The sequence below is a fragment of the Burkholderia sp. LK4 genome, from assembly GCF_001043615.1.
In the GTDB taxonomy this organism is placed as follows: domain Bacteria; phylum Pseudomonadota; class Gammaproteobacteria; order Burkholderiales; family Burkholderiaceae; genus Burkholderia; species Burkholderia cepacia.
This window is the reverse complement of record NZ_LDUL01000010.1, coordinates 149,618-169,141: the sequence shown is the minus strand read 5'-3', so window position 1 is coordinate 169,141 and position 19,524 is coordinate 149,618. Positions and strand designations below refer to the sequence as shown.

The following is a 19,524-nucleotide window of genomic DNA, read 5'->3' as shown; positions in this document are numbered from 1 at the left end:
CGTCACGCCGTCGCACGTGCCTTGCCGGCGCCGGGGAATTCGAGCGTGACTTCGAGGCCCGCGTCGGGGCTGCGGTTGCGCAGGCGCAGCGCACCGCGATAGCGGCCGACGAGGCGCAGCACGATCGCCATCCCGAGCCCCGTGCCGTCCGCCTTGGTGCGCGCCGTGTCGACGCGATAGAACGGCCGCATCACGAGCGGCAGCTGGTCCTCGGGGATGCCGGGGCCCTCGTCGCTCACCGACAACTCGACGCGCGCGTGCGTCACGCGCGTCTCGAGCGTGATGCGCGACACGCCGTCGTCGCGGCTCTGGCCGTATTTGCGCGCGTTTTCGACGAGGTTGCCGATCACGCGGCGCATGTCGGTCTCGTCGGCTTCGATCACGGCGTTCGGCGCGAGCCGCGTGCGGATCTGGACGCCGTCCTCGCCCGACACGCGCGCGGCGACTTCGTGCGCGATCGACGACAGGTCGACCGGCTCCGGCTTGCGCTGGGTCGGACGCGCGTAGTCGATGAAGGCCGCGATGATGCGATCCATTTGCTCGATGTCGTCGACCATCGCGTCCTTGGTCGCCTGGTCGGACGGGCTCATCTCGGTCTCGAGCCGCAGCCGCGCGAGCGGCGTGCGCAGGTCGTGCGAGATGCCCGCGAGCATCAGCGCGCGATCGGCCTCGAGCTGCTCGAGGTCGCGCACCATCTGGTTGAAGCTGCGGTTGGTGTCGGCCGCGACGCCCATCCCGCGCTCGGGCAGCGGGTCGGGCGCCTGCCCCGAGCCGACCTGGCGTGCGACGAGCGCGAGCCGCGAGAACGGCCGGTTCACGAGGCTGGTGATGAACGCGGAGCCGAACAGCGACAGCGCGAGCGCGAACAACCCCCAGCCGGCCCACTGCAGGCCCGTGACGTTGTCGAGCTGGTCGCGGTCGAGCGCGACCCAGTAATCGTCGTCGTCGATCTTGAAGCTGATCCACACGCCGGGAATGTCGTTGACCGACTGTGCGATCACGGTATCGTCGCCGAGGCGGCTGCGGATGTCGTGCTCGATCAGGCGGTTCAGCGATTCGTCGGGCTGCAGCTTGAACTTGTCGGTCTTTTCGCGCGGGTACACGCGCACGCCCTCGTTGCTCTCGAGATCCTGCAGCAGCGCGCGCCGCAGGTCGGGATCGGAATAGAGCAGGGCGGTGCGCGTGAGCTTCACGACCGCGACGAGCTGCAGCGCCACGCGCTGCGCGCGCGGCTCGCGCTCGATCACACGAAAGCTCTGGAACCACGCGGCGAGACTGACCGAGATCAGCAGCGCGATCAGCAGGAAGGTGCGCCAGAACAGCCCGCCGAACGCGAGCTGCAGGAGGCGCCGGTCGATACGCATGGGACGGGCCGTGGGCGGGCGAAACCGGAAAGGAAAAAGATCAGGCGGCGCCGTCCGGGATGAACACGTAGCCGAGGCCCCAGACGGTCTGGATGAAACGCGGGCTGCCCGGATCCGGTTCGATCAGCTTGCGCAGGCGCGAGATCTGCACGTCGAGGCTGCGGTCGAACACTTCGTATTCACGGCCGCGCGCGAGCTCCATCAGCTTCTCGCGCGACAGCGGCTGGCGCGGATGGCGCGCGAATACCTTCAGCACCGAGAATTCGCCGGTCGTCAGTGGAATTTCCTGGCCGGATTTCGTCAGTGTGCGGGTCGCGAGGTTCAGCGAGAACTCGCCGAACTCGAACACCTCGGTGGTTTCCGACGGTGCGCCCGGCAGCTCGGCCGGCGCCTGGCGGCGCAGCACTGCATGAATGCGTGCGACGAGCTCGCGCGGGTTGAACGGCTTCGGCAGGTAATCGTCGGCGCCCATCTCGAGGCCGACGATGCGATCGACGTCCTCGCCCTTCGCGGTGAGCATGATGATCGGCGTGCGGTCGTTGCTGCCGCGCAGGCGGCGACAGATCGACAGGCCGTCCTCGCCCGGGAGCATCAGGTCGAGCACGAGCAGGTCGAAACGCTCGCGGACCCAGAGCTTGTTCATTGCGGTCGCGTTTTCGGCGACGTAGACATTGAAACCCTGCTCGCCGAGATAGCGGCGCAGCAGATCGCGCAGGCGCGGGTCGTCGTCGACGACGAGAATCTTGGAGGGGTTTTTCGTTTCCATGATCGGCATCTTATCGCGAATGGGAATTGACGCACGGCCGCGTATTTTCGCGCGTTACAGTCGGTTACAAAATTTACCCGTAGTGTCGCGCCGAGTAAAGGCAGGCTATAGAGATTCCTTTACTCGAAGCCGAAATTCGGTAGATACTCCCCTGCACTCCATCATTCATCTTTGCACACCCGAATTCCGCAGGGTTTTTCAAGTACCAGAGGTAACCGGTTGCCGCGTGACGAAGGGAACAAATCGACCAAAGAAGCGAGGACGGTCATGCGATCTGCCCGGATTGCACTGATGCTGACGATCGCGCTCGCCGGTCCGTATGCGTCGAACTTCGCGTATGCGCAGCGCCCCGAGCAGGGCGCATCGTCGCGCAAGCTGCCGCGCGGCAAAGCGCCGCAGTCGGATCGTACCGCCGAGATGACGGTTCGTTCCGCCGTGCCTCCCGATCTCGAACAGCGCCGCCGCGACGGGCACATGACGCCCGAGGAGCGCCACCTTTTGCGCCAGCACATCGAGGACGCCGTTCGCGAGCTGTACAAGCGCTGACGCGCCGTCTTCGCCCTGCGGATCACAACGCGATCCATCGCGCGGAAAAGATTCGTAGCAATTTTTCCGTCAACTTTCGCCTGCCGATTGCCGTTGTACCGGCATCCGCACCGCCGGTGCGCACCGGGAGTCCATGACGATGAAAGCGAACGCTGCCGCACCGGCGCCGTCGCCCGCCATGCAGTCGCCGCTCGACGCCGACGATGCATTGTTTTTCCTGAGCCGTACCGGTTTTTCTCCCGCGCCCGCCGATGTCGCGCGCATCGTCGGCATGACGCGCGCGCAGGTCGTGGCCGACACGCTCGGCAGTGTTCGGCGCGAGCCCGTCACGACGTGGCCGGACTGGATCGCCGAGTTGCCGCCGACGCGCGCGCAACGCCAGGCGCTGACCCCCGACATGCGGCGCGACGAGCAGCGCGAGCGCAATGTCCGCTACGATGCGCTGCGCGCGGCCTGGATCAACGAGATGATCGTCACGCCGTCGCCGCTGACCGAGCGCATGACGCTGTTCTGGCACGGGCACTTCACGTCGGGGCAGGACAAGGTGCCTTACCCGCAGACGATGGCCGCGCAGAACGCGCTGTTTCGCCGCGAGGCGCTCGGCAACTTCGGCGTGCTGCTGCACGCGGTCGCGAAGGATCCGGCGATGCTTCAGTATCTCGACGGCGCGAGCAATCGCAAGGGCCGCCCGAACGAGAACTTCGCACGCGAGGTGATGGAGCTGTTCACGCTCGGCGAAGGGCATTACACGCAATACGACGTGACCGAAGCCGCGCGCGCGATGACGGGCTGGACGGTCGATCCCGACACGCTGCGCTTCGAGGTGCGGCCGGAATGGCACGATGCGGGCGACAAGACGATCCTCGGCGAAACCGGGCCGTTCGACGGCGACGGCTTTCTCGACATCCTGCTGAAGCGGCCCGGTACCGCGCGCTTCATCGCCGGCAAGCTGTGGCGCGAGTTCGTGTCGGATACGCCCGATCCGGGCGCGCTCGATGCGGTGGCCGAGCGGTTTCGCTCGAGCGGCTACGACATTCGCGCGGCGCTCGCCGCACTGTGGTCGACCGACGCCTTCTGGGACCCGCGCAATCGCGGCGTGCTCGTCAAGTCGCCGGCGGAATTCGTCGTCGGCTCGGTACGGCTGTTCGACGTTGCGTACGGCGATCCGCAGATGCTTGCGAACACCGTGCGCACGCTCGGGCAGAACCTGTTCTATCCGCCGAACGTGAAGGGCTGGCCGGGCGGCGCGCTGTGGATCAACAGCACCACGCTGCTTGCGCGCAAGCAGTTCGTCGAGCAACTGTTCCGCGCGACCGAGACGGCCGGCATGCACCCGCCGGCGCGTGCGACGGTGCCGCCGCCGAATGTCCGCGCGCACGCGATGCCGGTGGTCGATGCGGCGTCCGCCGCCGGCATGCGCGCGGCGCCTGCCAGGCCCGCGCGCGGCGGCCTGCGTTTCGACCTCGAACGCTGGCTCGCGCAATATCGCGCGCGGCCGCAGGCGATCGCGGGCTTGTCGACCGAGCTCCAGCTGCAGCACGCGGTGCTGCAGCTTTCGCCGGTCGCGGCGATCGACACGGATTCGACCGGCAGCGCGTATCTCGAGGCGCTGCTGATGGACCCGGCCTATCAACTGAAATGATTCGAACGACGATGAAGCGGGGAGCCGGCGCGGCAAAGGTGCCGGGCGGCGAACCAAAGGATGCGCGATGAACCGACGTGATTTTCTGACGCTGACGGGCGCCGCGGCCGCAGCCGGCGTGTCGCTGTGGCAGGCGCCCGCGATGGCTGCCACCGGACGGCAGCCGGCGGCAGGGTATGCGAACGTGCTGATCCTCGTCGAGCTGAAGGGCGGCAACGATGGCCTCAACACGGTGGTGCCGTATGCCGATCCGCTGTATTACCAGTTCCGGCGCAGCATCGGCATCAAGCGCGAGCAGGTGCTGCAACTCGACGCGCACACGGGGCTGCATCCGTCGCTCGCGCCGCTGATGCCGCTGTGGCGCGACGGGCAGGTCGCGGTCGTGCAGGGCGTCGGTTATCCGCAGCCGAACCTGTCGCATTTCCGCTCGATCGAGATCTGGGATACCGCGTCACGCTCCGACCAGTACCTGCACGAAGGCTGGCTCACGCGGACGTTCGCGCAGGCGCCGGTGCCGCCCGGGTTCGCGGCTGACGGCGTCGTGCTCGGCAGCGCCGAGATGGGGCCGCTCGCGAACGGCGCGCGCGCGATCGCGCTGGTCAATCCCGCGCAGTTCATCCGTGCGGCCCGCCTCGCCGAGCCGTCGTCGCTGCGCGAGCAGAACCCTGCGCTCGCACACATCATCGACGTCGAGAACGACATCGTGAAGGCCGCCGACCGGCTGCGCCCGCGCGGCGGGATGCGCGAATTCCGGACGGCGTTTCCGGCCGGCGCGTTCGGCACGTCGGTGAAGACCGCGATGCAGGTGCTGGCCGCGTGCGAAGCGTCCGGGCCCGGCGCGCAGGATGGTGTCGCGGTGCTGCGCCTGACGCTCAACGGCTTCGACACGCACCAGAACCAGCCGGGGCAGCAGGCCGCGCTGCTCAAGCAGTTTGCGGAAGGGATGAGCGCGATGCGCGGCGCATTGATCGAACTCGGGCGCTGGAACCAGACGCTCGTGATGACGTATGCGGAATTCGGGCGGCGCGTGCGGGAGAACCAGAGCAACGGCACCGATCACGGCACGGCCGCGCCGCATTTCGTGATGGGCGGTCGCGTGGCCGGCGGGCTGTACGGCGCACCGCCGGCGCTCGGGCGGCTCGACGGCAACGGCAACCTGCCGGTCGCGGTCGATTTCCGCCAGCTTTATGCGACCGTGCTCGGGCCGTGGTGGGGGCTCGATGCGACGCGCGTGCTGCAGCAGCGCTTCGACACGCTGCCGTTGTTGAAGGCGTGACGCGTCGTGACGTTCAGCGGCGGCGCGCGGCGCGCCACGCGATCCAAAGCTTGCGGATCGGCGTCAGCGCAATGCGCTGGTGCAACACCTGGTAGTCGTCGCGCTCGATTTCGTCGAGCAGCGCGCCGGCCAGTGCGATCTGCGCGCGCAGCGTGCGCTGTGCGCGGCGCCCGGATGCGGGGATCGCCGCTTCGGCGCCCGCAAGCGCTTCGCGCGCCCGTGCCGTCTGGAATTGCAGCAGCTCGGTGAACGCCGGGCTGTAGCGACGGTTCAGCAGGTCGGCCGCCGTCACGTTGTAGCGCTGCAGTTCGTCGATCGGCAGGTAGATGCGGCCGTGGCGCGCGTCGTTGCCGAGTTCCTGCACGAACTGCGCGAGCATCAGCGCGCGGCCGGCGTCCGCGGCCCACGGCTGCGGGTCGGCCGGGTTGGCTGAACTGGCGCGCGCGACCAGCGACGCGAAGGTGCCGCCGACCTGCGCGATGTAGCGCTGCAGATTCGCGAAATCGAGGTAGCGCGCCTGTTCGAGATCCATCCCGTAGCCGTTGACGAGCGTGCGCAACGCGTCGGCTTCGGCGACGATCGCGGGGTGATGCTGCGCGAGTGCCTTCGTGACCGGATGCGACGGCTGTCCGTCGGCCAGCGCCGCGAGTTCCTTGTGCCACCACGCGAGCTTCGTGTGTCCGACGGTCGGGTCGCTGGTTTCCTTGACGGTTTCCTCGAGTTCGCGGCGCAGCGCGAACAGCGCGGTCAGGCGCGGTTGCGTGGCGAGCGGCGCCTGACGCAGCGCGTAGTAGACGCTGGAGCCCGCAGGGGCGGCCTTTTGCTGACAGTAGTCGTCGAAGTTCACGGGCGGAATCGTGTGGGGGCGGGTTCGGGGGACGCGCGGCGGCGCGTTGCCGAAACGTCGAGCGCGGCATTCTAGCACCGCCGCACGACGGGTGCCGGCGGGGCGAGACAACGCCGCCCGGATCGGGTAGAATCTCGCGCTCGCCTGATCGGGCGTGCCGGCTCGAGGCCGGCGCGATGTCCCGGGCGCGCGGCAACGCAGCTTGCGTGCCGCGTAGTCAGGCGACGAAAAATGCGCGTGAGTGGCGAAATTGGTAGACGCACCAGGTTTAGGTCCTGACGCCCGCAAGGGTGTGCCGGTTCGAGTCCGGCCTCACGCACCAGAAGTCGAACAAGCACTCGTCAGGGTGCTGTTCCCGAAAAAGCGCTGCCGGTCGGCTGACCGCAGCGCTTTTTTTGTTGATGCCCGTCTTGTTCGTGGACGTGCAGCGCGTGCGAGGAGTGCACCCTCGAATTCGGCCGCGTGTAACATCGTCAGCGCGATCGAATACAGCAAGTACGACAACACCGAGGGGCCACCGATGAAAAACACCGTACGCATCCCGATTTCCGTTCTGGCGCTGATGCTGGCCGCGCCGGCATTTGCCAATACACCTGCCGACAACGTCGCATGGAGCGCCAGGCCGCTGCACGCGGCGGCATCGACGTCGGCGTGCTCTGCGTACTCGGGGCGGGTGATGTCGGGCGGCGAGTCGCCGTCGACCGAAAACGTGCTGAAAGCGCTCGGCACGTCGCTGGCCGGCGCCGTGCTGGGCGCCGTCACCGGTGGGTATCAGGGCGCGGTCTCCAATCCGTGCCCGCGTCCCGGCCTGTGACCGGCGCGCAGGCGAGTCGAGGGGCTCGCCGCGTTATCCAGAACAAGCCCGACGAAGCGCCGCGCGTCACCCGACTCGCGGCGCTTCGCCGTTTCAGGCACGTCTATTCCCAGAAACTCCGGATCGCGACCGCCACGATCACCGGCACCGAAAAAACCAGCGGGATCGCGAAATACTGCGCTTCGCGATCGACGATCCAGCTATAGATCACCCACGCCGCGCCGAGCGCGAACGTGATGAGGCCGACCGTCACGGCGGCGATGTTCAGGGCCAGCTTCGAAGGCTGGCGGCGCGTCTTGGTATCGTCATTGTTGTCGCGCGGGGACGATTTCATCGGAAGAGTACGGCTTCGGGCCGGAACGGGGATAAAGGCACAGGAGACCCCATCCGCTCCGATCGCGCAAGAGGGCCGCCGCCCGCCGGCCCCGGCGCATTCGTCAGCGCGCATTACAACCCGAACGACGCCGCCAGCTCGTCGAGCAGCCCGCGCTGGAACGCGATGAACCGCTCGCCCGGCTGCTGCGCGATCGCGAGGTCGAGCATCGGATCGGCGACGTCGGTACGAATGCCGGCCAGTTCCTCGACGATCGCGAGCCCGCAGAACGGCACGTATGCCTCCGAATAGCCGCCTTCGTGAACGATCACGAGCCGCCCGCCGCAATGGCGCTGCGCGGCATCCTTCACCGCACGCGTCATGAACCGGTAGCTGTCGGTATGCAACTGCATGCGCGCGAGCGGATCGACCGCGCTCGCGTCGAGGCCGCTGGCGACGACGATCAGCTCGGGCCGGAAACGCGCGAGCGCCGGCAGCACGATCCGCTCGAACGCGTAGCGATAGGCATCGTCGCCGCTGCCCGCGAGCAGCGGCACATTCAGGTTCGCGCCGACGCCCGCGCCTTCGCCGCGATCGTCCGCGCCGCTATAGCCGGGCGGGAAGCAGCGGTCCTGGTGCAGCGAGATCGTCAGCGTGTCCGGATCGTCGTAGTAGATCGACTGCGTGCCGTTGCCGTGATGCACGTCCCAGTCGATCACCGCGACGCGCTCGATGCCGTGTTTCGCGCGGGCGGCCTCGATCGCGATCGGGATGTTCGCCAGCATGCAGAAGCCCATCGGGCGATCGCGCAGGCAGTGGTGACCGGGCGGCCGCGACAGCGAGAACGCATTGGCCGTGCGCTCGCCGACGACCGTATCGACGGCCGCGATCGCAAGGCCGGCAGACAGCGCGGCGATCTCGTAGCTCCCTTTGCCGAACGGCGCGAGATCGCCGAGGTCGCCGCCGTTCTCGTCGCTGAGTGCGCGGAACGCATCGAGATAGTGCGCGGGATGAATGCGCAGCAGGTCGGCGGTCGTTGCCGGTTCGGCGCCGCGCAGGTCGAGCTGCGCGGCCAGGCCCGAGGCCTGCACGAGCGACAGGAAACGGCGCTTCGAATCGGGCGATTCCGCGTAGCCCGCGCTCGACGGCGGCTGGACCCAGCCGCCGACCGGGAAGAACAGCGCATGCGTGCCGCCGGTGTGCCAGAAAGTGCGTTCGTCGGTGAAGAAGGCAGTGCGATTCATGGATGTGCGAGACCTGTCACGGTTGGGAGGAAACGGAGGCGTGCGTGCGGCGATCGATGTGGCGCAGCGCGGCGAAAGACACGATCGCGACGGCCGTCGCGGCCGTGAACAGCGCGTGCATCGTGCCGCCGGCGTCGAGCATCAGCCCGGCGAGCAACGGGCCGGCAGCAAGCCCGGCGCCGATCACGAAATTGAGCGTGGCCACGAGGCGGCCCGACGTATCGATCTGCGCGACGGTCGCGAGGATGAACGGCAGGACGAACGTCCACGCGAACTTGAACGCGAAGATCGCCGCGCTGTAACCGCCGGCTTGCCGCATCACGGCGAGCGCGACGAGCGAGGCCGCCAGCAGCGCGTAACCGGCCGTCAGCATGGCGCGCCGCGCGAGCCGGCCGCCCGCGCACGATGCGAGCGCCGCGCCGGCGATGCCCATCACGCTCGCGATCGCGAGTACGTTGCCGGTCGACTGCGGATCGAGCCCGGCTTCGGACGCGGCACGGCTTGCGAACGTCCACACGCTGCCGATCGCGAGATAGAACGTCAGCACCGCGCCGATCGCGAGCACGATCGAGCCTTGCGGCGTCCGTGCCGCCGCGCCGCGCGCGTGTTGCGCAGGCGCGGTTCGCGCGCCCAGCGATGACGGGAAGCCGCGCGACAGCGGCGCCGCGAGCAGCGCGAGCCCGGCGAGCGCGACGTACAGCGCGCGCAGCCCGAATGCCGCGAACACATGCGGCAGCACGAACAGGCCGATCGCGCCCGCGATCAACTGGCCGACGACCCACAGGCCGTACACGCGGTCGCTGTTCTCGCTCGTTGCGGCGCTCGTCATGCAGAGCACCATCAGCGAACCGCCGCCGAGCGCGGTCACGGCGCGCAGTGCGAGCAGCGCGACGAAGCCCGGCATCCACAGCGCGGTCAGCAGGTTGCCCACGCCGAACAGCGCGATGGCGAACGCGGCGACGCGGCGTGCGTCGATGCGACCGAGCCACAGGTACGACGGCACGGTCGCGAGGCTGAACGCGCCGAGTTCGACGAAGAAGTAGGTGCCGATCTGCGAGGCGGACAGCCCGAGCTGCGTCGCGAGCTGGCCGGCGACGGCGGGCGCCACGAGCAGCAGCAGCGGCGTGATGGCCGCGAACACGACGAGCGCGACGAGCGTCGAGCGCGCGAAGGTCGATGCGCGGCCGTCGGGCGGGAGTGCGGCATCCGGGGACAGGGTTTTCATGGCGGGGTCTCGTGTGGGGAATCAGAACAGGTGGTACATGCCGACCATCGCGCCGAACTGCGATGCGCCGGCGAGCGGCGTCGGGTCGTATTCGTAGACGGTCTGCGAACTCTGGCCGCTGTTGCGCGCATAGCCGAGGTTCACGTAGGCGACGGTGCGTTTCGACAGCGCATACGTGGTGCTCGCGATGAACAGCGTCGGGTGGCCGATGGCCGGCGCGCGCGAGTCGGTGTGGTAGACGCCGGCGTTCAGGCCGATCCCGTTCGGTGTCAGGTAGCGCGCACCGCCCCAGACGATCGTGCGCGCGGCGTCGAGGTCGCCGGTCAGGCGTTCGACACCTGCGTAGACGGTGAGCGGCAGTGCGGCGAACGCATAGCGCGCGGCGAGCGTGCCGAGTTCGCGGCGGCGCGCCGACGTGTCGTCGGCCGCCGATACATCGCCGTGTGCCTGATGCAGCACCGCGCTGACCGACAGGCCGTTGCTCGTGTACTGGCCGCCGAGTTCGAGCACGCGTCCGGCGCGCGTATTGCCGGCGACGCCGGACGTCGCGGCAAGCGCCTCGACGTCGAAGCCGGCGAAGGTCGGCGACTGGTACTTGACGGAGTGGTCGATGAAGTTCGCGTTCATCGGCACGATGACGCCCTGGCCGCTGTACGACGCGTACCAGAGCGGGTCGTAGAACAGCGTCTTGTCGAACAGCACGCTGAACTGACGGCCGAGCGTGACGGTGCCCACGGGCCCGGCGATGCCGACGTACGCGCCGCGGAAGAACGCGTAGCCGGGCGCGGTCGCGGTGCCGTCGTTGAGGTTGAGGCCCTGTTCGAGCTTGAACAGCGCACGCCAGCCGCCGCCGAGATCCTCGTTGCCCTTCAGGCCGACCTGAGAGGGCAGGATGCCGTAGTTCTGCAACTGCACGGCCGAATGGCGCCCGTCGGCATGCGTCAGGTATTGCACGCCGGCATCGAGCGCGCCGTACAGCGTGAGGGTCGACTGCGCATGCGCGGCGGCGCTGCACGCGGCAAGCGTTGCGACGGCCGCGGCCGTGCGGATGAAGCGGGGTTTCGTCACGTGGGGTTCTCCATACCGTCCTGCATCGGTTTGTCGTTGGTGTTGTCGCGACGCAGTGTCCGCAGCGGGAAAACCTTCGAACAGTCGTACAGATGAACGGTGCGGAAAACCCGAGGGGCGCGGCATGGTCGCGCCGCGCTGGCGTCGCGCGGCGTGCTGCGGAGCAGCAACGTGCCGCGCACCGTTCAAATGGATGGGGCTGGTGCCGGTTCCGGCACCGGGGCCCGTCAAAAAAGCCGGTCGCTATAATCGGCCGGTGTCGTTGGGCACGTCAGCAGCCCGATCGGGCAGGGGAGCGGAAGGTGAGGATCACGACGGATATCGGGCAGGATCTCGAAGCGCTGCGTGACGTGCCGGCCGCCATCGTGCTCGACGACTTCGCCTGGCCGCCGCTGCCGTCCCGGCGCGCGGATTTCGACGGCGTCACGCGCGGCGACGCAGCGCAGCGCGAACTCGGGTTGATGCTGCTCGACCTGTACGCGGTTGCCGCGCGGTCCGGCATCGGCGAATTCGAATACCGCTTCTTTTCGCTGCTGCAAGCGCTCATTCCGTTCGACGCCGCGTGGACGGGCGTCGCGACGCATGTGCCGACCGGCCCGGTGATGCACAACAGTTTCCTGTACCGTCTGCCGCACGCGTTCTTCAGCGACTGGAAGCGCGTGCGCGATTGCGACCCGCTCGCGCACCGCACGCTGCGCGGCGCGCACGGCCACGCGGTGCGGCTGTCGGTCGTCGAGCCGGGGCTCGATGCACGGTTTCGCGACTGGTGCGTGAAGTACGGGCTCGCGCAACTGATGTGCGTGTGCACGCTCGATCGCCGTTTCGGCCTGACGACGTTCATGTCGATCTACCGACAGGGCCTGAACCGTCCGTTCGGCGATGACGATGCGCGCCGTTTCGAGGAAGTGATTCCGCATCTCGCGGCGGCGCTGACCATCAATCGCGCCGCGCAGCTCACGCGCGAGCGCGGCGATGCGGTTGCGCCGGCCGCCCGCGCGTTGTGCGACAACTTCGGTGTGCTGCATCACGCCGATCATGGTTTCGACGACGTGCTGCGCACCGAATGGCCGGCATGGGCCGGTGCACGCGTGCCGGAGCCGCTCGTTGCGCACCTGCGGCGCCAGCCGGGCCAGCCGTTCGTCGGCGATGCATTGCGGATCCAGTGCGTGCCGGTTGCGGGGCTGTTCCAGATCGAGGCGCGGCCGCGCTCGCTGCTCGACCGCCTGAGCCCGCGCGAGCTCGCGGCGATCCGCTATTACGGCGCCGGGCGCTCGCACAAGGAAGTCGCGCAACAGATGGCGATTTCGCCGACGACCGTGCGCCACTACCTGCGCTGCGCATACCGCAAGCTCGGCATGCACGACAAGAGCCAGATCGCCGGCGTGCTCGGCGCGACGGGCGGCGCGGCCGACGACGAACCGGTGGAAGCCGGCGGCGAGCCGCGCTGACGCATGCGAACGCCGTGCGTCGCACGGCGGCGCGTGAATGGTTGTGCCCGCAACCATTGAGCGTTATGCTCGTCAGCTCCCAGGAGACGGAATTCCATCATGAACGACACGAATTCAGGGTCGGTGCGCGCGGCGGTGGTCGGGGTCGGCGCGATCGGCGGATTGCTCGCGGCCGCGTTGTCGCGGGCCGGGATGACCGTGAGCGCGTACGCGCGCGGCGCGACGCTCGACGCGCTGAACGCGCACGGCGTGCGCGTGATCGACGAGGCGGGCACGACGTCGTCGGTTCCGGTGCGAGCGAGTGACGATGCGGCCGCGCTCGGCGTGCAGGACTACGTGGTGATCGCGCTGAAGGCACAGGCACTGCCGGCACTGGCCGCGCGCATCGCGCCGCTGGTCGGGCCGGACACGGTAATCGTCGCGGCGATGAACGGGCTGCCTTGGTGGTTCACGCACGGGCTCGAAGGCGCGCTCGACGGCGTGCCGCTCGACGCGGTCGACCCGGCCGGCGCGGTGTCGGCGGCGTTGCCGCCCGCACAGGCGATCGGGTGTGTCGTTCACCTGTCGTCGAGTACCGATGCGCCGGGCGTCGTGCGCCGCGGGCGCGGCAACCGGCTGATCGTCGGGGCGCCCGATGCGCGGCTCGATACGGCTACTGCCCGGTTCGCCGCGGCGCTCGCGGCGGGCGGTTTCGACGTCGAGTCGACGCCGGCGATCCGGGCCGAGATCTGGACGAAGCTGTGGGGCAACATGAACATGAATCCGCTGAGCGCGCTGACGGGGTCGACGGCCGAGCAGCTGCTCGACGATCCGTTCACGCAGGGTCTCGCGCTGCGGATGATGGAGGAGGCGGCCGCGATCGGCGCGAAGCTCGGCCTGTCGACGGGGATGAGCGGGCCCGAGCGGATCGCGGTCACGCGCAAGCTCGGTGCGTTCAAGACGTCGATGCTGCAGGATTTCGAAGCGGGCCGCGCGCTCGAGATCGGGCCGATCCTCGGTGTGTTTCCCGAGCTCGGGCGCAAGCTCGACGTGCCGACTCCGTATTGCGACGCGGTGCTCGGGCTGCTGCGCCAGCGGGCGACGAACAGCGGACTGTAAGCGCGGGCGGGGTCGCTGCATGCGCGATGCCGGCGAGGTCGCGCGCTGCAATCCGGTTGCCGCGCGCAGCGTATCACGCAAAGCGGGCCGCCCGCGTCGCGGGTGTGGCGACCGGGGCGGCCCGTCGAATTCATCGGATCAATACCGCGGGCATCGTGCCCGCGTGCCGGTCAGTCGTCCCGCTCGATCGCGTGCGCGACGACCTTGTCGAGCAGCCGCTCGAATGTCTGGCGTTCGCTGTCGGACAGGCATGCGAGCAAGCCGTCGTTCCACTTGCGCACGATCGGCATGATCTTGCGATGCAGCGCGCGGCCGTCGGCGGTCAGCGCGATCAACACGATCCGGCCATCCTCCTCGCTTGCGCTGCGTTCGAGCAGCCCCTGGCGCAGCAGTGCCTCGGCTGCGCGGCTCGCCTGGCTCTTGTCGAGATTGGTGTGGCGCGCCAGATCCATGATCGAGAACGGGCCGAAGGCGCCGACGGCGGCGATCACGCGCGCCTCGGGCAGCGAGATGTCGAGCTTGTGCCGGTACACCTCGCCGATCCCGCGGTCGGATCGCTTCGTGAGCGCGTGGAGGCGATAGGTCAGAAACTGATCGAGCCCGGCTTGACGGCCTTTCATGTCGAATCCTGAAGAAAAAGGGCGGGCCCGATTGTTCCTGTATCGCGCGCTCGGGTCAACGGTCAGTGTGCGCCGTACTTCAGGCGTGTCAATTGCTCCGCTTCGTTCGCGAGCAGATTGGCCGCGTCGCGGATCGCGACGTCGAGCGTGATCGGCCCGGGAGCCGGCGAGAAGCAGCCGGAAAAATGTTCGGACAGGCGGGGCAGCGCGGCCGGGTCGACCGCGCCGGACAGCAGCGACGCGGGTACGCCGGCGGCTTGCGCGTGGCGGCACGCGATGAACGGCGCCTTGCCGTGCAGCGTCTGTACGTCGGAGCGGCCTTCGCCGGTGATCAGCCAGCCCGCGCCGGCGAGCGCCGCGTCGAGCCCGACCTGCCGCGCGACCACCTCGGCCCCCGCTTCGAATTGCGCGCCGAGCATGTGCAGCGCGAATCCGAGGCCGCCCGCGGCACCGGCGCCCGGCAGGTCGCGGCCGCGACGGTCGAGCGCGGCTTCGAGCAGGTCGGCGAAGCGGGCGAGTGCGGCGTCGAGGGTGGCGACCTGCCCGGGCGTCACGCCCTTTTGCGGGCCGAACACGGCGGTTGCGCCGTGCGCGCCCGTCAGCGGGTTGTCGACGTCGGACATGCCGATGAATTCGGTTTCCTTCAGCCGCGGGTCGAGCCCCGACGCGTCGATGCGCGCGATGTCGGCGAGCCGCGACGGCACGGGCTCGACCGGCTGGCCGTCCGCGTCGAAGCACTGCAGGCCGAGGCCTGCGAGCAGCCCGGCGCCCGCGTCGTTGGTGCTGCTGCCGCCCAGCGCGACGAAGAAGCGGCGCACGCCTTCGTCGAGCAGCGTGCGGATCGCCTCGCCCATCCCGCGCGTGCTGCGCGCGTCGACCGGTACGCTCATGCCGACCGGATCCGTGATGCCGACGATCTCGGCCGTTTCGACGATCGCGGTGCGCGCGTCGATCACGCCGACCGCCGCGTCGCGTGCCGCGAGCGACGCACCGGCTACCCGCAGCGTGCGCCGCGTGCCGCCGCTTGCCAGCATCGCGTCGAGCGTGCCTTCGCCACCGTCGGCCATCGGGCAGCAGCGCACGACGGCGTCGGGCCGGGCGCGGCGGATGCCGGTGGCGATCGCGTCCGCGACCTGCTCGGCGGAAAGCGAGCCTTTGAACGAATCGGGCGCGATGACGACGACAGGCGCGGACGGGTGTTGCGGCATGGTGTCTCCGGAAGGCGTGATTGGTGTGAAGAATATTGGGGCGCGACGGCGGTGCACCCTCATTCGGAGCTTACAGGATGGCGGGCCCGTGGTGGATACGGCATGCGGCATAGCGGCGATCCGCGCGCATTGCCGTGCGAAGGGCTGCCGGCGCGGTGCGGACGCACGCGCGTCGCGCCGATCTGGCGGTGTGAGGAAAATTGTTTGCTAGAATAGTCGATTCTTCCGGCCAAAGCCGTGCTCCGAGCCGCTTGCGCTAGCCATCCGGCGCGTGCAGGGATGGCGTGGCGCTCCGGCGCGGCGAGTGTATGTGACGCACATCACGCCGCAGGCAGGCACGGCAAGGAAAACCCGATTCGCTCGAATAATTTTAGGACGATTGAAGCCATGGCTAACGTTGTTGAGAACCTCGGCAAGCTTGAACGCCGCGTGACGATTTCCCTGCCGAAAGACACCGTGCAGAAGGAAATCGACGCCCGTATCCAGAAACTCGCGAAGAACGTGCGCATGCCGGGTTTCCGCCCGGGCAAGGTGCCGCTGAAGATGGTCGCGCAACAGTACGCGGGTCAGGTCGAAGCGGAAGTGCTGAGCGACAAGATCGGCCAGGAATTCTTCACGATCAGCCGCGCGGAAAACCTGCGCGTCGCCGGCCAGCCGAGCTTCGAGCCGAAGCAGGAGCAGGCTGAAGATGCATACGCGTTCGACGCGACGTTCGAGGTCTACCCGGAAGTCAAGATCGGCGATCTGGCGACGGCTGAAGTCGAGCGCTCGACGACGTCGATCGGCGACGCCGAAATCGACCGTACGCTCGACATCCTGCGCAAGCAGCGCGTGCACTTCCACGCACGCGGCGAAGCAGGCGAGCACGGCGACGGCGGCGCGGACACCGCAGCGAAGAACGGCGACCGCGTGACGGTCGACTTCGTCGGCAAGATCGACGACGTCGCGTTCCAGGGCGGCACGGCCGAAGATTTCCCGTTCGTGCTCGGCGAAGGCCGCATGCTGCCGGAATTCGAAACCGCGGCGCTGGGCCTGAAGGTCGGCGAACAGCGTACGTTCGACCTCAAGTTCCCGGATGACTACCACGGCAAGGACGTCGCCGGCAAAACGGCGCAGTTCACGGTCACGATGAAGAAGATCGAGTGGCCGCACCTGCCGGAAATCGACGCGGAGTTCGCAAAGTCGCTCGGCATCGAAGACGGTGACCTCGCGAAGATGCGCGCCGAGATCAAGGAAAACCTCGAGCGCGAAGCGAAGCGTCGCACGCAGTCGATCGTCAAGAACCAGGTGATGGACGCGCTGCTGAAGATCTCCGAACTCGACGTGCCGAAGGCGCTGATCGAGCAGGACCAGCAACGCCTCGTCGAAATGGCTCGCCAGGATCTGGCGCAGCGCGGCGTGCCGAACGCGAAGGACGCACCGATCCCGGCCGAGATGTTCACCGAGCAGGCAGAGCGCCGCGTGAAGCTGGGCCTCGTGCTGGCCGAGCTGGTGAAGTCGAACGGCCTCGAAGCGAAGCCGGAACAGATCCGCGCGGAAGTCGACGAGTTCGCGAAGAGCTACGAAGACCCGAAGGAAGTGGTCCGCTGGTATTATTCGAACCAGCAGCGCCTCGCCGAGATGGAAGCGTTCGTCGTTGAAAGCAACGTCGTCGATTTCGTGCTGGGCAAGGCGAAGGTGACGGACAAGGAAGTGAGCTTCGAAGCACTCGCGAGCGCATCGGCGCAAGCGTAAGTGTTGCTCTAGCGGCGTGCCGGCTGTCGGAGCGACGGCCCGCACGCCGTTTTTACGTCAAGCGCACGGTTGCCATTAATATGGCGATTGAGCGGGCGGCTTCCTTCCGTTCAATTTTCCATTCGAACAAGGTTCATTGAATGATCACTCGCGCTGAATTGCTGGACATGCTTGCTTCGAACGCGCCGCAAGGTTTCGAGGCGCAAGCGCTGGGGCTGGTGCCGATCGTCGTCGAAACGAGCGGCCGCGGCGAGCGTTCGTACGATATCTATTCGCGTCTCCTGAAGGAGCGCCTGGTGTTCATGGTCGGTGAAGTGAACGACCAGACCGCCAACCTCGTGGTCGCGCAGTTGCTGTTCCTCGAGAGCGAGAATCCCGACAAGGACATCAGCCTGTACATCAACAGCCCGGGCGGGTCGGTGTCGGCCGGCATGGCGATCTACGACACGATGCAGTTCATCAAGCCGGACGTGTCGACGCTGTGCATGGGCCTCGCGGCCAGCATGGGCGCGTTCCTGCTCGCGTCGGGCGCGAAGGGCAAGCGTTTCGCGCTGCCGAACTCGCGCGTGATGATTCACCAGCCGCTCGGCGGCGCACGCGGCCAGGCATCGGACATCGAGATCCAGGCGCGCGAAATCCTCTACCTGAAGGAGCGGCTGAACCAGTTGCTCGCGCAGCACACGGGTCAGGACGTCGAGCGCATCGCGCGCGACACCGACCGTGATAACTTCATGTCGAGCGAGGATGCGAAGGCGTACGGGCTGATCGACCAGGTGCTGCTGAAGCGCCCGTGAGATTAAGTGGGGTGCTGCCCCGATTCGTGCGGCGCCCCTGCGACTTCCCGAACGCCCAGAGCATCTGCGGCAAGCGCATCCGGTCGGCTCCGGTCGCGCCCTAGGCGCGGTGCCCGGAGCATTCGGCGTATCATGTCATTTACCTGTCCGGAGGCTCTACATTCATGGCGGACAAAAAAGGTTCGAACAGCGAGAAGCTGTTGTATTGCTCGTTTTGCGGAAAAAGCCAGCATGAGGTGAAAAAACTCATCGCGGGCCCGTCGGTGTTCATCTGCGATGAATGTATCGACCTCTGCAACGAAATCATTCGCGACGAGGCGGCTGCCGCCGGCGTCGAGGCCAGCCTGTCCCGGTCGGATCTGCCGAGCCCGCAGGAAATTCGCGACATCCTCGATCAGTACGTGATCGGCCAGGAGCGCGCGAAGAAGATCCTCGCGGTGGCCGTGTACAACCACTACAAGCGCCTGAAGCATCTCGACAAGAAGGACGACGTCGAGCTGTCGAAGAGCAACATCCTGCTGATCGGCCCGACGGGCTCCGGCAAGACGCTGCTCGCGCAGACGCTCGCGCGGTTGCTCAACGTGCCGTTCGTGATCGCCGATGCGACGACGCTGACCGAAGCCGGCTACGTCGGCGAGGACGTCGAGAACATCATCCAGAAGCTGTTGCAGAACTGCAACTACGAGGTCGACAAGGCCCAGCGCGGGATCGTCTACATCGACGAAATCGACAAGATCAGCCGCAAGTCGGACAACCCGTCGATTACGCGCGACGTGTCGGGCGAGGGTGTCCAGCAGGCACTGCTGAAGCTCGTCGAGGGCACGATGGCGTCGGTGCCGCCGCAGGGCGGCCGCAAGCACCCGAACCAGGATTTCATCCAGGTCGACACGACCAACATCCTGTTCATCTGCGGCGGTGCGTTCGACGGCCTCGAAAAGGTGATCACCGATCGTACCGAGAAAACCGGTATCGGCTTCGGTGCGACGGTCAAGAGCAAGCAGGAGCGTGACGCGGGCGAAGTGCTGCGTGAAACGGAGCCGGAAGACCTGATCAAATTCGGTCTGATCCCGGAATTGATCGGCCGCCTGCCGGTGGTCGCGACGCTCGGCAAGCTCGATGAAGCGGCGCTGATGAAGATCCTGGTCGAGCCGAAGAATGCGCTCGTCAAGCAGTATCACAAGCTGTTCGCGATGGAGCGCGTCGAGCTGGAGATCCGGCCGGGCGCGCTGCAGGCAGTCGCCCGCAAGGCGATCCGCCGCAAGACCGGCGCGCGCGGTTTGCGTTCGATCATCGAACAGGCATTGCTCGACGTGATGTACGAGCTGCCGACGATGAAAGGGGTCAGCAAGGTCATCATCGATGAGAACGTGATCGATGGGGACGGCAAGCCCTTGCTGATCTACGAGGACACGCCGAAGGTGGCGGGTTCGAACTGACCGGCTTGCCGACGATGTTCTGCGAAAAAGGCCGTTCATGAGTCCGTGGGCGGCTTTTTTTCGTTTATCTTGTGGGTAACT

The 19,524-nt window shown here is 67.6% G+C and carries 18 protein-coding genes and 1 tRNA gene; 10 read left to right on the top strand and 9 right to left on the bottom strand.

Going from position 1 to position 19,524, the window contains the following annotated elements:
• Positions 1 to 2 precede the first annotated feature (2 nt).
• Complete coding sequence (locus VK92_RS06330; protein ID WP_021160387.1) at positions 3 to 1,364, bottom strand: ATP-binding protein; 1,362 nt, start codon at positions 1,362 to 1,364, stop codon at positions 3 to 5.
• 40 nt (positions 1,365 to 1,404) lie between these two features.
• On the bottom strand, positions 1,405 to 2,139 hold the full coding sequence (gene ompR, locus VK92_RS06325) for an osmolarity response regulator transcription factor OmpR (RefSeq protein ID WP_006478565.1): 735 nt from the start codon (positions 2,137 to 2,139) through the stop codon (positions 1,405 to 1,407).
• 258 nt (positions 2,140 to 2,397) lie between these two features.
• On the opposite strand from ompR, the gene VK92_RS06320 reads away from it, so the two are divergent.
• The 3 genes from VK92_RS06320 to VK92_RS06310 all read left to right on the top strand — a co-directional run bounded on the left by VK92_RS06320 (position 2,398) and on the right by VK92_RS06310 (position 5,594).
• Entirely contained in the window at positions 2,398 to 2,676 is a 279-nt protein-coding gene (locus tag VK92_RS06320; RefSeq protein ID WP_011352385.1) for a hypothetical protein, read from the top strand.
• A 139-nt stretch (positions 2,677 to 2,815) separates the two neighbouring features.
• Positions 2,816 to 4,318, top strand: coding sequence for a DUF1800 domain-containing protein (locus VK92_RS06315; RefSeq protein ID WP_042975615.1), 1,503 nt, complete (start codon positions 2,816 to 2,818; stop codon positions 4,316 to 4,318).
• Between the two features lie 67 nt (positions 4,319 to 4,385).
• Positions 4,386 to 5,594, top strand: a complete 1,209-nt coding sequence (locus VK92_RS06310; protein WP_027787148.1) for a DUF1501 domain-containing protein — start codon at positions 4,386 to 4,388, stop codon at positions 5,592 to 5,594.
• 13 nt (positions 5,595 to 5,607) lie between these two features.
• Here the strand turns inward: VK92_RS06310 and hpnD are convergent, their stop codons facing one another.
• Positions 5,608 to 6,441 carry a presqualene diphosphate synthase HpnD gene (hpnD, locus tag VK92_RS06305; protein WP_048020981.1) on the bottom strand — a complete coding sequence of 278 codons (834 nt, stop codon included), beginning with the start codon at positions 6,439 to 6,441 and terminating at the stop codon, positions 5,608 to 5,610.
• 235 nt (positions 6,442 to 6,676) lie between these two features.
• Here hpnD and VK92_RS06300 point away from each other — a divergent pair.
• Positions 6,677 to 6,763: transfer RNA gene (locus tag VK92_RS06300), tRNA-Leu, on the top strand.
• A 24-nt stretch (positions 6,764 to 6,787) separates the two neighbouring features.
• The gene (locus tag VK92_RS42810) at positions 6,788 to 7,255 is read left to right on the top strand and encodes a hypothetical protein (protein ID WP_230953670.1); all 468 of its coding nucleotides are present in this window, start codon (positions 6,788 to 6,790) and stop codon (positions 7,253 to 7,255) included.
• 103 nt (positions 7,256 to 7,358) lie between these two features.
• Here VK92_RS42810 and VK92_RS06290 read toward each other — a convergent pair whose 3' ends face one another.
• The 4 genes from VK92_RS06290 to VK92_RS06275 all read right to left on the bottom strand — a co-directional run bounded on the left by VK92_RS06290 (position 7,359) and on the right by VK92_RS06275 (position 11,105).
• Positions 7,359 to 7,589, bottom strand: a complete 231-nt coding sequence (locus VK92_RS06290; RefSeq protein WP_048020983.1) for a hypothetical protein — start codon at positions 7,587 to 7,589, stop codon at positions 7,359 to 7,361.
• A 113-nt stretch (positions 7,590 to 7,702) separates the two neighbouring features.
• Positions 7,703 to 8,812 (bottom strand): class II histone deacetylase, encoded by a 1,110-nt coding sequence (locus VK92_RS06285; RefSeq protein ID WP_048020985.1) that lies wholly within the window; start codon positions 8,810 to 8,812, stop codon positions 7,703 to 7,705.
• A gap of 16 nt (positions 8,813 to 8,828) precedes the next feature.
• A complete protein-coding gene (locus tag VK92_RS06280) occupies positions 8,829 to 10,037 on the bottom strand; it encodes an MFS transporter (RefSeq protein WP_048020986.1) in 1,209 nt (402 codons plus the stop codon).
• Between the two features lie 21 nt (positions 10,038 to 10,058).
• Positions 10,059 to 11,105 carry a porin gene (locus VK92_RS06275; RefSeq protein WP_048020989.1) on the bottom strand — a complete coding sequence of 349 codons (1,047 nt, stop codon included), beginning with the start codon at positions 11,103 to 11,105 and terminating at the stop codon, positions 10,059 to 10,061.
• A 302-nt stretch (positions 11,106 to 11,407) separates the two neighbouring features.
• Here VK92_RS06275 and VK92_RS06270 point away from each other — a divergent pair, with 302 nt between their 5' ends.
• Positions 11,408 to 12,553: a helix-turn-helix transcriptional regulator gene (locus tag VK92_RS06270; RefSeq protein WP_048020991.1), complete on the top strand. Its 1,146-nt coding sequence runs from the start codon at positions 11,408 to 11,410 to the stop codon at positions 12,551 to 12,553.
• A 99-nt stretch (positions 12,554 to 12,652) separates the two neighbouring features.
• The gene (locus tag VK92_RS06265) at positions 12,653 to 13,651 is read left to right on the top strand and encodes a 2-dehydropantoate 2-reductase (protein WP_048020993.1); all 999 of its coding nucleotides are present in this window, start codon (positions 12,653 to 12,655) and stop codon (positions 13,649 to 13,651) included.
• A 170-nt stretch (positions 13,652 to 13,821) separates the two neighbouring features.
• On the opposite strand, the gene VK92_RS06260 is transcribed toward VK92_RS06265, so the two are convergent.
• Both VK92_RS06260 and VK92_RS06255 read right to left on the bottom strand, forming a co-directional pair.
• Entirely contained in the window at positions 13,822 to 14,271 is a 450-nt protein-coding gene (locus VK92_RS06260) for a MarR family winged helix-turn-helix transcriptional regulator (protein WP_021160399.1), read from the bottom strand.
• Positions 14,272 to 14,333: 62 nt separating this feature from the next.
• A complete protein-coding gene (locus VK92_RS06255; protein WP_048020996.1) occupies positions 14,334 to 15,479 on the bottom strand; it encodes a glycerate kinase in 1,146 nt (381 codons plus the stop codon).
• Between the two features lie 387 nt (positions 15,480 to 15,866).
• Here VK92_RS06255 and tig point away from each other — a divergent pair, with 387 nt between their 5' ends.
• The 3 genes from tig (at position 15,867) to clpX (ending at position 19,443) form a co-directional block, all read left to right on the top strand.
• Positions 15,867 to 17,213, top strand: a complete 1,347-nt coding sequence (gene tig, locus VK92_RS06250; protein ID WP_048020997.1) for a trigger factor — start codon at positions 15,867 to 15,869, stop codon at positions 17,211 to 17,213.
• 140 nt (positions 17,214 to 17,353) lie between these two features.
• Complete coding sequence (gene clpP / locus VK92_RS06245; protein WP_010092137.1) at positions 17,354 to 18,007, top strand: ATP-dependent Clp endopeptidase proteolytic subunit ClpP; 654 nt, start codon at positions 17,354 to 17,356, stop codon at positions 18,005 to 18,007.
• A gap of 164 nt (positions 18,008 to 18,171) precedes the next feature.
• Positions 18,172 to 19,443: an ATP-dependent Clp protease ATP-binding subunit ClpX gene (gene clpX / locus VK92_RS06240; protein WP_006489345.1), complete on the top strand. Its 1,272-nt coding sequence runs from the start codon at positions 18,172 to 18,174 to the stop codon at positions 19,441 to 19,443.
• Positions 19,444 to 19,524 lie beyond the last annotated feature (81 nt).